11 protein-coding genes are annotated in these 15,196 nt (G+C 51.8%); 4 read left to right on the forward strand and 7 right to left on the reverse strand.

Translation table 11 applies throughout. The features are described 5' to 3' along the window. From HGD79_RS07530 to iaaA, 6 genes are all read right to left on the reverse strand, one after another. The gene (locus HGD79_RS07530; protein ID WP_001307078.1) at nt 1-2,349 is read right to left on the reverse strand and encodes an EAL domain-containing protein; all 2,349 of its coding nucleotides are present in this window, start codon (nt 2,347-2,349) and stop codon (nt 1-3) included. A gap of 177 nt (nt 2,350-2,526) precedes the next feature. Continuing rightward, nucleotides 2,527-3,438: a glutathione ABC transporter permease GsiD gene (gene gsiD / locus HGD79_RS07535; protein WP_001236044.1), complete on the reverse strand. Its 912-nt coding sequence runs from the start codon at nt 3,436-3,438 to the stop codon at nt 2,527-2,529. Between the two features lie 2 nt (nt 3,439-3,440). Continuing rightward, nucleotides 3,441-4,361 carry a glutathione ABC transporter permease GsiC gene (gene gsiC / locus HGD79_RS07540; protein ID WP_000936043.1) on the reverse strand — a complete coding sequence of 307 codons (921 nt, stop codon included), beginning with the start codon at nt 4,359-4,361 and terminating at the stop codon, nt 3,441-3,443. A gap of 17 nt (nt 4,362-4,378) precedes the next feature. Further along, nucleotides 4,379-5,917 carry a glutathione ABC transporter substrate-binding protein GsiB gene (gene gsiB / locus HGD79_RS07545; RefSeq protein ID WP_000090164.1) on the reverse strand — a complete coding sequence of 513 codons (1,539 nt, stop codon included), beginning with the start codon at nt 5,915-5,917 and terminating at the stop codon, nt 4,379-4,381. Nucleotides 5,918-5,936: 19 nt separating this feature from the next. After that, complete coding sequence (gene gsiA, locus HGD79_RS07550) at nt 5,937-7,808, reverse strand: glutathione ABC transporter ATP-binding protein GsiA (protein ID WP_168848532.1); 1,872 nt, start codon at nt 7,806-7,808, stop codon at nt 5,937-5,939. Beyond that, nucleotides 7,795-8,760, reverse strand: coding sequence for a beta-aspartyl-peptidase (gene iaaA / locus HGD79_RS07555; RefSeq protein WP_000513775.1), 966 nt, complete (start codon nt 8,758-8,760; stop codon nt 7,795-7,797). The genes gsiA and iaaA overlap by 14 nt, the downstream gene beginning before the upstream one ends. 203 nt (nt 8,761-8,963) lie before the next feature. Here iaaA and moeA point away from each other — a divergent pair, with 203 nt between their 5' ends. Together moeA and moeB are read left to right on the forward strand one after the other, a co-directional pair. After that, nucleotides 8,964-10,199 carry a molybdopterin molybdotransferase MoeA gene (gene moeA / locus HGD79_RS07560; protein ID WP_000397392.1) on the forward strand — a complete coding sequence of 412 codons (1,236 nt, stop codon included), beginning with the start codon at nt 8,964-8,966 and terminating at the stop codon, nt 10,197-10,199. Then, on the forward strand, nt 10,199-10,948 hold the full coding sequence (moeB, locus tag HGD79_RS07565; RefSeq protein WP_000829258.1) for a molybdopterin-synthase adenylyltransferase MoeB: 750 nt from the start codon (nt 10,199-10,201) through the stop codon (nt 10,946-10,948). Before moeA ends, moeB begins: the two co-directional genes overlap by 1 nt. A gap of 75 nt (nt 10,949-11,023) precedes the next feature. On the opposite strand, the gene fsa is transcribed toward moeB, so the two are convergent. Beyond that, a complete protein-coding gene (gene fsa, locus HGD79_RS07570; protein ID WP_000424890.1) occupies nt 11,024-11,686 on the reverse strand; it encodes a fructose-6-phosphate aldolase in 663 nt (220 codons plus the stop codon). 130 nt (nt 11,687-11,816) lie between these two features. Between fsa and HGD79_RS07575 the strand changes: the two genes are divergently transcribed. After that, nucleotides 11,817-12,716, forward strand: coding sequence for a glycyl-radical enzyme activating protein (locus HGD79_RS07575; protein ID WP_001295295.1), 900 nt, complete (start codon nt 11,817-11,819; stop codon nt 12,714-12,716). A gap of 5 nt (nt 12,717-12,721) precedes the next feature. Beyond that, nucleotides 12,722-15,154 (forward strand): glycyl radical protein, encoded by a 2,433-nt coding sequence (locus tag HGD79_RS07580; RefSeq protein WP_000209359.1) that lies wholly within the window; start codon nt 12,722-12,724, stop codon nt 15,152-15,154. The last annotated feature ends 42 nt before the right edge of the window (nt 15,155-15,196 follow it).

Here is a 15,196-nt window from a genome sequence, read left to right on the forward strand (position 1 = left end):
CTACTCTTTTACTAATTTTCCACTTTTATCCCAGGCGGAGAATGGCATGGGTTTCTGGTACAGATACCCTTGGGCCTGAACACATCCTAATTTGATTAATTCGCGCGCAACGTCTTCGCTCTCTACGCCTTCCGCAATCACCGGGATCCGGTTATAGCGCGCCAGATCGAAAATAATGCGCACAATTTTTCCCGCAGTACCGAAAATATCGCCGGTAAATTGCGAGTCCACTTTTATGCTATCTGGATTAATTTCATAAAAACGTTTCAGGTTTGACAAACCGGTGCCAAAGTCATCAATCGATATCCGTACCCCTTGTTTACGCAGTTGTTCAATATTGAGATAAAAATGTTCATTAATTCGCTCGATCACGGTTTCAGTGATCTCAACACAGAGGCTGTTCGCCTTCAGGCCATTTTCTTTCATGATGGTGGTAAAACGCTCATGAAAGTGCGGTTCGTTTAACTGCCAGGGCGAAACATTAATATGCAGTAAGAAATCATCCTTCAGCGACGCACGCTGACTAAAATGTCTAAATTCACCCATTGCCGTTTTAATAATCTGATAACCCAGCTCATTGATAAACCCGATATCTTCAGCAATGGTAATGAACTTCAGCGGTGAAATGATCCCCCGCTCCGCAGACACCCAACGGCACAACGCCTCCGCGCCCAGAATGGCGCGGGTGTTAATATCAACGATCGGTTGATAGACGAGGAATAGTTCGCCAATTTCCATTGCATGGCGAATATTACGCGCAATCCAGATATTCTCTTCTATTTCGTTGAGTTTCGCGTCATCACAAAAAATAAACTCGGAGAACATATGGTCACGGATACTGGAAATCGCCAGTTTCAGTTTTTCTGCGTAACTCCAGGCGTTTTCCCCCTGCAAAGGTTCACAAATGGCAGACTTATGGATGCGCAGATTGCGGTAGCCAAAGCTGCTGTCAAAATCGTTTACCATCGCTATTTTACGGGTAAATGTCTGTACATTTTCCCGACACAGAAGTAAATAGAGATCGGCATTGAATGTCACGATATCGCAGCATTGCGCATATTTCTCGGCAATTCGCTGACACAATTTCCTGACGATTTTATTGCGTTCATCAACACCAAACACCGCTTCCACGGCTTCCAGACCACACAGTTTGATGATCCCCACAGCCAGATACTGATTATTGTTGGACTCAATAATCGCCATATTTTTAATAAAACCGCTTTCCTGATCGTAAGAGATCAGTGAGAGCAATTTATTTGACCGTTCAATTTCGGCATCTTTCATTTCCGCGATCGAATTTTTGATGCTGATAATCTCTTTCGCATCGCCTTCGCGAATTTTCAGAGCCTCGATTTGATCCGTTGAGTCGGGCAAAAACGCCAGCGTATTAACCAGCTCGGTCATTTCAGAAAATTGCCGACGGAACACACGAGTGGTCATGAAATATACCACCAGCAACACGATAATAATGAAAGCAAACGGTAGATAAAAAAGTTTATCTGATGCGTTCAATAAATTACCGCCAGGATAATAAAAATAGATTTCGAACAATGCATTATTTGGCACTGCTGATGTCTTTGCAATATACTCCGTATCGACAGAATCAATAATATTATAATTACCTTCGCTATTATAAATAATCAGTTTTTCACGAGCGAGTTGATTCTTGGCAATGATCTCATGACCTTGTTTCAAAAATAGAACTTCATCATTAGCGCTGATTTGATCAAGATACTCGTTCAGATACCGCCAGTTTAAATCGACATGAATTTTATCTACCGCTAACAAATCGTGATCTTTGCCGTTGATACGTAGCGTAAAAGAGATACATTTTTTACCCGGACGATCAAAGCAATTGTATGCCGGATTCCAGCTGTTGTTAGAGTCATCTGAAGCCACCGACCACGGTCGTTTCGATGGGTTAAAATCGGCAAAAATAACCCGCCCTGACTCGTCGACAAGCGGTCCATTTACTTGTTCCTGATGATAAACAACGATTTTATCATTCGCCCTCCGCGAAAAGAGATAATATTTATTATCATCAAGTACCAGTCCCACCGAGTCTAAAAATGGCATCATTTCCATTTTCAGAATCACGGCACGTTGAATCTCCTCTGTATTTTTTAATAAATACAGTGAGTCCTTTAATGTCAGGGCCGAACGTTCAATATCTTTAAAGAAATAGCCAACGTTTTTCTGAATAAGTTCAAAGCGGCTATCGGCACGTTTTACCGCGCGTTCCGATACCAGTTGATAGTTAATGATGAAAAAAAGACCAATAAATGACAGTGCTGCCAATAAAAATAAAATTATCAGCCTTATCTTTATCTTTTCGTATAAACTCAGCATGTTAATACATTTAACAAAATAACTATCTGAACGCTGTGCCGCTGCAAAAATAGTCCCTTGCTGCGGCTTTTTAACCAAATTACCCGATTCTACAAAATCAGCAGAAAGTTACAACACTTGCTTAGGGCAATAATTTCCTGTGAGGTGATTACCCTTTCACGCAATATTCAAACGTAACTATCCTTTAATTTTCGGATCCAGCGCATCGCGTAAACCATCGCCCAACAAATTGAACGCCAGTACGGTCAGAAAAATAGCCAGGGCCGGAAAAACAGCGACATGCGGCGCGATAACCATATCCGCTCGTGCCTCATTGAGCATTGCTCCCCACTCTGGTGTCGGCGGCTGCGCACCGAGGCCGAGAAATGACAGGCTGGCGGCAGAGATAATCGAGGTGCCAATGCGCATGGTGAAAAACACCACGATAGACGAGACGGTCCCAGGCAAGATATGACGCAATAAAATGGTCATATCGCTGGCACCAATACTGCGTGCTGACTCAATAAAGGTTTGCTGTTTCAACACCAGCGTGTTGCCGCGCACCAGTCGGGCAAACGCGGGGATGGAAAAAATGGCGACTGCGATAATCACGTTAGCAATGCCGCTTCCCAACACCGCAACAACAGCGATCGCCAGTAAAATACCCGGGAAGGCAAACAGCACATCGCAAATGCGCATGATCAACCGATCCCACCAGCCTTCATAATATCCAGCCAACAAGCCCAGCAACGTCCCGATCGCCGCACCGATAAACACGGCAAACACGCCCGCCGCCAGCGAGATTTGCGCACCAACCAGGACACGGCTGAAAATGTCGCGCCCCAGTGAATCGACGCCAAACCAGTGCTGCAAAGAAGGTCCGTTATTCAGGTTGTCATAATCAAAATAATTTTCGGCGTCATAGGGAGCAATCCAGCGTGCAAAAATGGCCACCACAATCAATAAAATAACGAATAATGCGGCGGTCATCGCCATATGCTGACGGCGAAATCGTCGCCAGAATTCATGCCACGGTGTACGCACCTGGTCAGGTTTGACCAGTGGCATGGCGTTTAACACCGCCTGACGTCGCCAGTTAAATAGTCGCATCCTTACTTGTACCTGATAGCCGGGTTAATGGCGGCGTAAAGCACATCCACCACTAAGTTGATAAGAATAAATTCCAGCGAGAAAAGCAGAATTTCCGCCTGAATCACCGGGTAATCGCGCATTTCTACGGAGTCAACGAGTAAGCGTCCAAGTCCGGGCCAGTTGAAAACTTTCTCCACCACGATAGATCCACCGAGCAAAAAGCCAAACTGTAAGCCCATCATGGTCACTACCGGGATCATCGCGTTGCGTAGCCCGTGTTTGAGGACAACCCAGGTTTCGCTCACCCCTTTCGCCCTCGCGGTACGCATATAATCTTCGCTTAAAACGTCGACAAATGACGCACGGGTAAAGCGCGCCATCACGGCGGCCACTGCCGCGCCGAGCGTCAGGGAGGGTAAAATGTAGTGCTGCCAACTGTCTGCTCCCACAGTAGGCAGCCAGCCCAGTTCAACGGAGAATACCTGAATTAAAAGCATCCCCAGAGCAAATGCCGGAAACGAGATCCCCGACACCGCAATGGTCATACTCAATCGATCCGGCCAACGGTTACGCCAGACGGCGGCGATAATTCCCGCCGCCATACCAAATATCACCGCCCAGACCATACTGGTTATGGTCAGCCACAGCGTTGGCATAAAGCGGCTGGCAATCTCATCGGCAACTGGACGACGCGACACCATGGACAGGCCAAAATCCCCCTGCACAGCATTGCTGATATAGTGCCAGAACTGGTGATACAGCGGCTGATCCAACCCCAGCTGCTGACGCACCAGTTCTATAACCTGCGCATCAGCTTCGGGCCCGGCAATCAATCGCGCCGGATCACCGGGCAGCATATGGACAAATAAAAACACCAGCACCGAGACGATAAACAGCGTCGGAATCAACCCCAGTAATCGTTTGATAACGTAATTAAGCATTCCACTCCCTGCGTTGCTTATTGCAAATCCGCATCTTCAAAGCTGAAGCCGGTGTCTGGCATGATCCAAAAACCGGTCAGGTTTTTACTGTGTGCCGACACCAGTTTTTCTACCACCAGCGGGATCCACGGCGACTCTTGCCAGATGATATCCTGCGCCGCCTTATATAAACGGGTCTTTTCCGCCGGATCATTAGTTTTCAGTGCCTGAGCCAGGAAGTCATCCACCTGTTTATTGCTGTAAAACGCGGTATTAAACAGCGTCGGTGGCCAGTTTTGCGAGGCAAACAACGGCGATAGTGCCCAGTCGGCTTCGCCGGTTGAAGCCGACCAGCCAGTGTAGAACATCCGCACGCCGCTCTCTTTTTGCCCTTTACCTTCAACTTCTGCCGCCCGCTGTCCGGCATCCATCGCAGTCACCTGGGCTTTAATCCCGACCTGCGCTAACTGCTGCTGGGTAAATTGCAGCACTTTCTGCGCGGTGCTGTGGTTATGTGACGACCACAGCGTGGTACTGAAACCGTTGGGATATCCCGCCTCTTTCAGTAATTCGCGCGCTTTCACTGGATCGTAAGGCCACGGTTTATAACTTTGCGCGTAGGCGATACTTGGCGGTACCACACCAGTAGCTGGCGTTGCATAGCCCGCAAAGGCAACTTTCACCAGCGCCGGACGGTTAATGGCGTAATTCAGCGCCTCACGGACCTTCGGGTTATCGAACGGCTTTTGCGTCACGTTCATACTGATATAACGCTGCATAATTGACGGACTGGCCATCAACTCGATATTTTTGTTTTTCTCCAGCAGTGTGGCCTGCTCGTAGGGAATGGGGAAAGCAAACTGCGCTTCACCGGTTTGCAGCATTGCCGCGCGGGTGTTGTTATCCGCCACCGGACGCCAGGTTATGCTGTCCAGTTTGGGCAATCCTGGCTGCCAGTAACCCGCGAATTTTTTCACCTTCACAAAATCGGTCTGATTCCAGGTATCCAGTTCATACGGTCCGGTTCCCACCGGATGAAAACCAATCTCCTTGCCATATTTTTCCAGCGCTGCCGGTGAAATCATCGCGGTCGCCGGATGGGCAAGAATATTAATAAACGCTGAGAACGGCTGTTTGAGAGTAATCTTTACTGTTGTTGGATCGATCGCCTCCGTTTTGGCAATATTCTTATACAGGTTATAGCGTTTAAGATGATTCGCCGGATCGCTGGCCCGGTCCAGATTCGCTTTTACCGCCGCTGCGTTGAAATCGGTGCCATCCTGGAATTTAATTCCTTCCCGCAATTTCACGGTGTATGTAAGGCCGTCATCGGAAACGGTATAACTCTCCGCCAGCACGTTTTTCAGTTTCATCTCTTTATCCAGACCAAACAGCCCCTGGTAAAACGATTTCGCTACGGCCTGAGATAACGTGTCATTTGCGTCATACGGATCGAGCGTGGTGAAGTTCGATCCTACCGCCACCACCACATCTTTGGCAGCGAATGCACAAGATGCCATCAACGCTGTCGCAATGCCCAACGCCACTAACCCACTACGGTGTACAGCTCTTGCCATTTTATTCTCCGCCTGAATGTTATCTACGCATGAATGCGTATTCTGATTGTGGTTGTGCGACGTAATGCCCCGGCCCGACGCATTGCAACGAGACGGCTGCCACCTCTTCGCCACGCAGATGAATATTGCTGGGAAGATCGTCCGACAGCAGTACACGCTGCGGTCGTTGTCGGGACGGTTCAGCGACCGGAACTGCCGCCAGTAATTTACGCGTATAAGGATGCTGCGGGTTTTCGAAGACCGCGCGCCGTGGACCAATTTCAACAATTTGTCCGAGATACATCACCGCCACACGATGACTAATCCGCTCTACCACGGCCATATCGTGGGAGATAAACAGATACGCAATGCCGAAATCACGCTGGAGATCGAGCAACAAGTTGATAATCTGCCCGCGAATAGAAACATCCAGCGCCGAAACGGCTTCGTCGGCAATGATCACTTTTGGATTCAATGCCAACGCGCGAGCAATGCAGATGCGCTGGCGCTGACCGCCGGAAAACTCATGCGGGTAACGCCAGGCATGTTCAGGTAACAGGCCCACGCGCTCCAGCAACCACGCAACGCGTGCAGCCGCGTCTTTACCTGGCAATAAACCGTGTACACGCAGCGGTTCGATAATCGAATCACCGATGGTCTGACGTGGGTCCAGCGAAGCGTAAGGGTCCTGAAAAATAAACTGAATATCCCGGCGCAATGCCTGAAGTTTGCCGGGTGACAAGGTATCGATTCTCTGACCGTTAAAGATAATTTCGCCGCCCTGCGATTCGACCAGGCGCAGCAACGCCCGCCCGGTAGTGGATTTACCGCTGCCAGACTCGCCCACCAGCGATAGCGTTTCGCCAGGCCAGAGATCAAAACTGACTTTCTCAACGGCATGCACTTCCCGCGTTACGCGATTCAACATACCGCTGCGCAAAGGGAAACGGGTGACAAGATTACGCACTCGTAAAACAGGTTCGCCATCCACCACCGTTTTCTGCTCGATGGGGGGGGCCTGTTTCGCTGGATGTTCAAGCGATATCAACGGGAAACGTCGGGGATAATCTAACCCTTTCATCGCACCAAGTTGCGGAACAGCAGCTAACAGCGCACGGGTGTAAGGATGTTGCGGTGCATGAAAAATCTGTTCGACGGTACCCGTTTCCACCGCCTCGCCCTGATACATCACCAGTACCCGATCGGCAATCTCTGCCACCACGCCCATATCGTGAGTGATAAAGATAACGCCCATCGACATCTCTTTTTGCAATAGTTTGATTAATTGCAGGATCTGCGCCTGAATAGTGACATCCAGCGCGGTGGTTGGCTCATCGGCAATCAGCACCGCCGGGCGGCATGACAGCGCCATCGCAATCATCACTCGCTGGCGCATCCCGCCAGAGAGTTGATGCGGATAACGTGAAAGAATGGTTTGTGCCTCAGGAATGCGTACCTGATCCAGCATCCGCTTCGCCTCGACCATCGCTTCTTCACGACTGGCGTTCTGATGCAGACGAATTGATTCGGCAATCTGTTCACCCACAGTAAATACCGGGTTCAGCGATGTCATCGGCTCCTGAAATATCATCGCCATATCCGCACCGCGAACATGGCGCATTTGTGCAGCGCTCTGCTCGCTAAGTTCAATCACTTCGCGACTGCGCCGCTGCAACAGCATTTTATCGCACTGTACTAAACCGCCCGCCTGTTCCAACAGGCGCATCAATGCCAACGCAGTCACTGACTTACCGGAGCCGGATTCGCCAACAATTGCCAGCGTCTCACCGCGTTGCAGACTAAAAGAGAGATTGCGGACCGCAGCTATTTTCTGCTGGTCCTGCATAAAGGCAATATTCAGATTTTCAACCGCCAGCACATTACCGGCATCAAGTTCATCACTGTGTGGCAACGGTGTCCCCTTTTTCACGGTAGATACCGGTGGTTGGCGTATCGCCTGCGTAGCCCCAGGCGCGATACATTCCTTCGGTGTTAAACGGTAGCGCGACATTCCCTTCATGGTCGATAGCGATTAAGCCACCGCTACCGCCAAGCGCAGGGAGTTTTTCCATTACTACCCGCTCGCAGGCTTCCGCGAGACTTAATCCGCCGTAATCCATTAACGCGGCGATGTCATATGCCGCCAGCGCGCGGATGAAGACTTCGCCCGTGCCGGTACAAGAAACCGCCACACTGGCGTTATTGGCGTAGCATCCGGCACCCACTAAGGGACTATCGCCAACTCGTCCGGGTAATTTATTGGTCATTCCGCCTGTGGACGTGGCTGCCGCCAAATTGCCGTCTAAATCCAACGCCACGGCCCCCACGGTGCCCATTTTCTGTTTTTCATCCAGTGGCGCACCGCTATGGTCGAGGACGGTTGCCCCTTCCTTGCGCGCTGCCAGTAGTTGTTCATAACGCAAAGGCGTGGAGAAAATCTCCGGCGAGACGCGCTCCATGCCACGAGCAAACGCAAAATTTTCTGCCCCTTCGCCAATCATCATCACATGCGGGCTTTGCTCCATCACCAGCCGGGCGGCAAGAACCGGATTACGCAGATGACTAACGCCCGCCACCGCACCGGCTTTCAGGGTGTTACCATCCATCACACAGGCGTCCAGTTCATGGGTTTCATCACGCGTAAAGACAGCGCCAATTCCGGCGTTAAACAGTGGACACTCTTCCAGCAGACGCACCGCTTCCGTCACCACATCCAGCGCACTTTCGCCCGCTTCCAGCATTTTCTGCCCGGTTTCAACAATGGCAGACAACGCCTCAATGTAGCGTAATTCCTGTTGCAGACTCATCTGCGCGCGGCTAATTGCACCTGCGCCACCATGAATTGCAATGACTGCTTTGCCCATAGTATTCGTCCATTAATGGTGGCTCGCCACTTTTGCTATAAATATCAGAATTTTTATGAATTACTCATTCAATTTTTGAATATAGAAAGATGGATATGGCATGTAAAGGCAGGAGCCAACGCTACGCCCGAGGTGGCATACAGTCTGTGGCGTTTTTCTGACATAATAGGCAAATTCGATTTTGCCTCCGCAGGAGTGTTTTCATGGAATTTACCACCGGATTGATGTCGCTCGACACCGCGCTTAATGAGATGCTTTCTCGCGTCACCCCACTGACCGCCCAGGAAACGCTGCCACTGGTACAGTGTTTTGGTCGTATTCTGGCGAGCAATGTCGTTTCGCCGCTTGATGTTCCGGGGTTTGATAACTCCGCAATGGACGGCTACGCGGTGCGTTTAGCCGATATTGCCTCCAGGCAACCGCTGCCCGTTGCCGGTAAATCCTTTGCCGGTCAGCCGTACCATGGTGAATGGCCTGCGGGCACCTGCATTCGTATTATGACCGGTGCGCCGGTGCCGGAAGGCTGCGAAGCGGTGGTGATGCAGGAGCAGACTGAACAAACGGACAATGGCGTGCGTTTTACTGCTGAAGTGCGTAGCGGGCAAAATATTCGCCGTCGCGGTGAAGATATCTCTGCAGGTGCGGTTGTTTTCCCGGCGGGAACTCGCCTGACTACCGCAGAGCTGCCAGTAATTGCTTCACTGGGGATTGCCGAAGTTCCGGTGATTCGTAAAGTGCGTGTAGCGCTTTTTTCTACCGGTGATGAACTCCAGTTGCCCGGTCAGCCGCTGGGCGACGGCCAAATCTACGACACCAACCGTCTCGCCGTACACCTGATGTTAGAACAGCTGGGTTGCGAGGTAATCAACTTAGGGATTATCCGCGACGATCCCCATGCCCTGCGCGCCGCATTTATTGAAGCCGACAGCCAGGCGGATGTAGTGATCAGTTCCGGCGGTGTTTCAGTGGGTGAAGCGGATTACACCAAAACGATTCTTGAAGAGCTGGGGGAGATCGCCTTCTGGAAGCTGGCGATTAAACCAGGTAAACCGTTCGCGTTCGGTAAACTCAGCAATAGCTGGTTCTGCGGCCTGCCGGGCAACCCGGTTTCAGCGACGCTGACCTTCTATCAACTGGTACAGCCTTTGCTGGCAAAACTAAGCGGCAACACCGCCAGCGGCCTGCCCGCGCGCCAGCGCGTACGCACAGCGTCCCGCCTGAAAAAAACGCCAGGACGTCTTGATTTCCAGCGCGGCGTGCTGCAACGCAACGCCGACGGTGAACTTGAAGTGACGACCACCGGACATCAGGGTTCACATATATTTAGCTCCTTTAGTCTCGGCAACTGCTTTATCGTGCTGGAACGCGATCGCGGCAATGTGGACGTGGGCGAATGGGTGGAAGTAGAACCGTTTAACGCGTTGTTCGGAGGCCTGTAATGGCGGAACTCAGCGATCAGGAGATGCTGCGCTACAACCGGCAAATCATTCTGCGCGGTTTTGATTTTGACGGTCAGGAGGCGCTAAAAGATTCTCGTGTGCTGGTAGTCGGCCTCGGTGGACTCGGCTGCGCAGCTTCGCAGTATCTGGCAAGCGCCGGTGTCGGCAACCTGACGCTGCTCGACTTCGACACGGTTTCGCTCTCGAATCTGCAACGCCAGACGCTGCACAGTGATGCTACGGTCGGGCAACCGAAGGTAGAATCCGCCCGTGACGCCATGACGCGGATCAACCCACATATCGCGATTACGCCAGTCAATGCACTGCTTGATGACGCTGAACTTGCTGCGATGATTGCAAAACACGATCTGGTACTCGACTGTACGGATAACGTTGCGGTGCGTAATCAACTGAACGCTGGCTGTTTTGCCGCGAAGGTGCCGCTGGTTTCCGGCGCGGCAATTCGTATGGAAGGGCAAATCACGGTCTTCACTTATCAGGACGGCGAACCGTGCTATCGCTGCCTTAGCCGTTTGTTTGGCGAGAACGCATTAACCTGCGTAGAAGCAGGCGTGATGGCACCGTTGATCGGCGTAATTGGTTCGTTGCAGGCAATGGAAGCGATCAAACTGCTGGCAGGTTATGGCAAACCGGCCAGCGGGAAAATCGTCATGTACGATGCGATGACCTGTCAGTTTCGCGAAATGAAACTGATGCGCAATCCGGGGTGTGAGGTGTGCGGGCAGTAATTGCCACCTCCAGGCCAGATAAGACGCGGCACTCCGCCACGTCATCAGCAATTTATGAGGATGCAGAACGTCCGGTTAAATCGACGTTCTGCCAAACGCTCCCAGCCAGTCCTGTTCAAACTTCGCCACAGCGGCTTCCACCGCCGGATAGCTAATCATCTGTTGTGCCACATCCAGTGGCAGCGTAATTGATTCACATCCTGCCAGTAAGCAGTCCAGCGCCTGACGCGGGGTTTTGAAACTCGCTGCCAGCACTTTCGCCTGCGGCGCATGCATTTTCAATAACTGGTGTAAGTCGGTCACAGTCTGAATGCCGCTACCGCCCTGAGCATCAATACGATTAACGTAAGGCGCAACATATTCCGCACCTGCCAGCGCCGACAGCAGCCCTTGTGCTGCGCCATATACCGCGGTTCCCAGCGTTGGAATCCCTTCCGCTTTTAACATCTTAATAGCTGCCAGCCCCTCGGCGGTCACCGGAACTTTCACCACGATATCCGCAATAATAGAACGCAATTTACGTGCGTCATTCACCATCCCTTCAGCAGTGGTAGCCATTACCTGGGCAAACAGACGCCCCTGACCGCCCATCGCTTCATGAAGTTGCGGAAGCACAACATCCAGCGGTTTTTTACCCGCGGCGATAATGCTTGGGTTAGTGGTCACACCCGCCAGCGGAAAAATACGTGACAGCGCCTTCACCGCAACAACGTCTGAAGTATCCAGATACAGTTCCATAACCATCCTCAAAATGTACTTTTTGTCTGAATGTAGACTATCACGGGAAAACTCTCTGAACAGTTGACGCACATCAATCTAACTTTCATTCGAAAGTATTTTAATGTTTGAACGAAACAGAGAGGCAACTATGATTTTCAATATTCAGCGCTACTCGACCCATGATGGCCCCGGTATCCGCACGGTCGTATTTCTTAAAGGCTGTTCGCTGGGCTGCCGCTGGTGTCAGAACCCGGAAAGCCGCGCCCGCACGCAGGATCTGCTGTATGACGCACGACTGTGTCTGGAAGGCTGCGAGCTGTGCGCTAAGGCCGCGCCGGAAGTGATTGAGCGCGCGCTGAATGGTTTGCTTATTCATCGGGAAAAGTTAACCCCGGAGCATCTGACGGCGTTAACCGACTGCTGTCCGACACAGGCATTAACCGTGTGTGGTGAAGTGAAAAGCGTTGAGGAGATCATGACGACCGTTCTGCGCGATAAACCGTTTTACGATCGCAGCGGCGGCGGTTTAACGCTTTCGGGTGGTGAGCCCTTTATGCAGCCGGAAATGGCGATGGCGCTACTGCAAGCCAGCCACGAGGCAGGCATTCATACTGCGGTAGAAACCTGTCTGCATGTGCCGTGGAAATATATCGCCCCTTCTCTGCCCTATATCGATCTGTTTCTTGCCGATTTAAAACACGTTGCCGACGCGCCGTTTAAACAGTGGACCGACGGTAACGCCGCCAGAGTGCTGGATAACCTGAAAAAACTCGCCGCAGCGGGCAAAAAAATCATTATCCGCGTGCCGCTGATTCAGGGCTTTAATGCCGACGAAACCTCTGTAAAAGCCATTACCGATTTTGCCGCCGACGAGCTGCACGTTGGCGAAATTCATTTTCTGCCCTACCACACGCTGGGCATCAACAAATATCACTTACTTAATCTGCCCTATGACGCCCCGGAAAAACCGCTTGATGCGCCAGAACTGCTCGACTTTGCCCAGCAGTATGCCTGCCAGAAAGGGTTAACCGCGACCTTACGAGGATAACAACCATGACCACACTGAAACTGGACACGCTCAGCGACCGCATTAAAGCGCACAAAAATGCGCTGGTGCATATTGTGAAACCGCCAGTCTGTACCGAGCGCGCGCAGCACTATACCGAGATGTATCAACAACATCTCGATAAGCCGATCCCGGTACGTCGCGCGCTGGCACTGGCGCATCACCTGGCGAATCGCACCATCTGGATCAAACACGATGAGTTGATCATTGGCAACCAGGCAAGCGAAGTTCGCGCCGCGCCGATCTTCCCGGAATATACTGTCTCGTGGATCGAAAAAGAGATTGATGATCTGGCAGATCGTCCCGGTGCTGGCTTTGCGGTGAGCGAAGAGAACAAACGCGTTCTGCATGAAGTGTGCCCGTGGTGGCGCGGTCAGACCGTACAGGATCGCTGCTACGGCATGTTTACCGATGAGCAAAAAGGTCTGCTGGCGACCGGAATCATTAAAGCGGAAGGCAATATGACCTCCGGCGATGCGCACCTGGCGGTGAATTTCCCGCTGCTGCTGGAAAAAGGTCTTGATGGTCTGCGTGAGAAAGTAGCGGAACGTCGCTCGCGCATCAATCTGACGGTGCTGGAAGATTTACATGGCGAACAATTCCTGAAAGCGATTGATATCGTGCTGGTGGCAGTCAGTGAACACATTGAACGTTTCGCTGCCCTGGCGCGTGAAATGGCTGCTACCGAAACTCGCGAAAGCCGTCGCGATGAACTGCTGACGATGGCAGAAAACTGCGATCTTATCGCCCACCAGCCGCCGCAGACTTTCTGGCAGGCGCTGCAACTGTGTTACTTCATCCAATTGATTTTGCAGATCGAATCTAACGGTCACTCGGTATCGTTTGGTCGTATGGACCAGTATCTCTACCCGTACTATCGCCGCGACGTTGAACTCAACCAGACGCTGGATCGCGAACACGCCATCGAGATGCTGCATAGCTGCTGGCTGAAACTGCTGGAAGTGAACAAGATCCGCTCCGGCTCACACTCAAAAGCCTCTGCGGGAAGTCCGCTGTATCAGAACGTTACCATTGGCGGACAAAATCTGGTTGATGGTCAACCAATGGATGCAGTGAATCCCCTCTCTTACGCGATCCTCGAATCCTGCGGTCGCCTGCGTTCCACTCAGCCTAACCTCAGCGTGCGTTACCATGCAGGAATGAGTAATGATTTCCTCGACGCCTGCGTACAGGTGATCCGTTGCGGCTTCGGGATGCCGGCGTTCAACAACGACGAAATCGTGATCCCGGAATTTATTAAACTCGGTATTGAACCGCAGGACGCTTACGACTACGCAGCGATTGGTTGTATCGAAACCGCCGTCGGTGGCAAATGGGGCTATCGCTGTACCGGCATGAGCTTTATCAACTTCGCCCGCGTGATGCTGGCGGCGCTGGAAGGCGGGCGTGATGCCACCAGCGGCAAAGTGTTCCTGCCACAAGAAAAAGCGTTGTCGGCAGGCAACTTTAACAATTTCGATGAAGTAATGGACGCGTGGGATACGCAAATCCGTTATTACACGCGTAAATCAATCGAAATCGAATATGTCGTCGACACCATGCTGGAAGAGAACGTACACGATATTCTCTGCTCGGCGCTGGTGGATGACTGTATTGAGCGAGCGAAAAGTATCAAGCAAGGCGGCGCGAAATATGACTGGGTTTCTGGCCTGCAGGTTGGCATTGCCAACCTCGGCAACAGCCTGGCGGCAGTGAAGAAACTGGTATTTGAACAGGGCGCGATTGGTCAGCAACAGCTGGCTGCCGCACTGGCGGATGACTTCGATGGCCTGACTCATGAGCAACTGCGTCAGCGGCTGATTAACGGTGCGCCGAAGTACGGCAACGACGATGATACCGTCGATACGCTGCTGGCTCGCGCTTATCAGACCTATATCGACGAACTGAAACAGTACCATAACCCGCGCTACGGTCGTGGTCCGGTTGGCGGCAACTATTACGCGGGTACCTCGTCTATCTCCGCTAACGTACCGTTTGGCGCGCAAACTATGGCAACACCGGACGGGCGTAAAGCCCACACCCCGCTGGCAGAAGGCGCTAGTCCGGCCTCTGGTACTGACCATCTCGGCCCTACTGCGGTCATTGGCTCGGTGGGTAAACTGCCTACGGCAGCGATTCTCGGCGGCGTGTTGCTCAACCAGAAACTGAATCCGGCAACGCTGGAGAACGAATCTGACAAGCAGAAACTGATGATCCTGCTGCGCACCTTCTTTGAAGTGCATAAAGGCTGGCATATTCAGTACAACATCGTTTCCCGCGAAACGCTGCTGGAGGCGAAAAAACATCCGGATCAGTACCGCGATCTGGTAGTGCGTGTCGCGGGCTATTCCGCCTTCTTCACCGCGCTCTCTCCAGACGCACAGGACGATATCATCGCCCGTACTGAACATATGCTGTAATCTCCTCGGCCCGGCGGCGTCGTCGCCGGGCTAAATCATTCA

The organism is Escherichia sp. SCLE84 (genome assembly GCF_012584495.1).
Taxonomy (GTDB): domain Bacteria; phylum Pseudomonadota; class Gammaproteobacteria; order Enterobacterales; family Enterobacteriaceae; genus ECMA0423.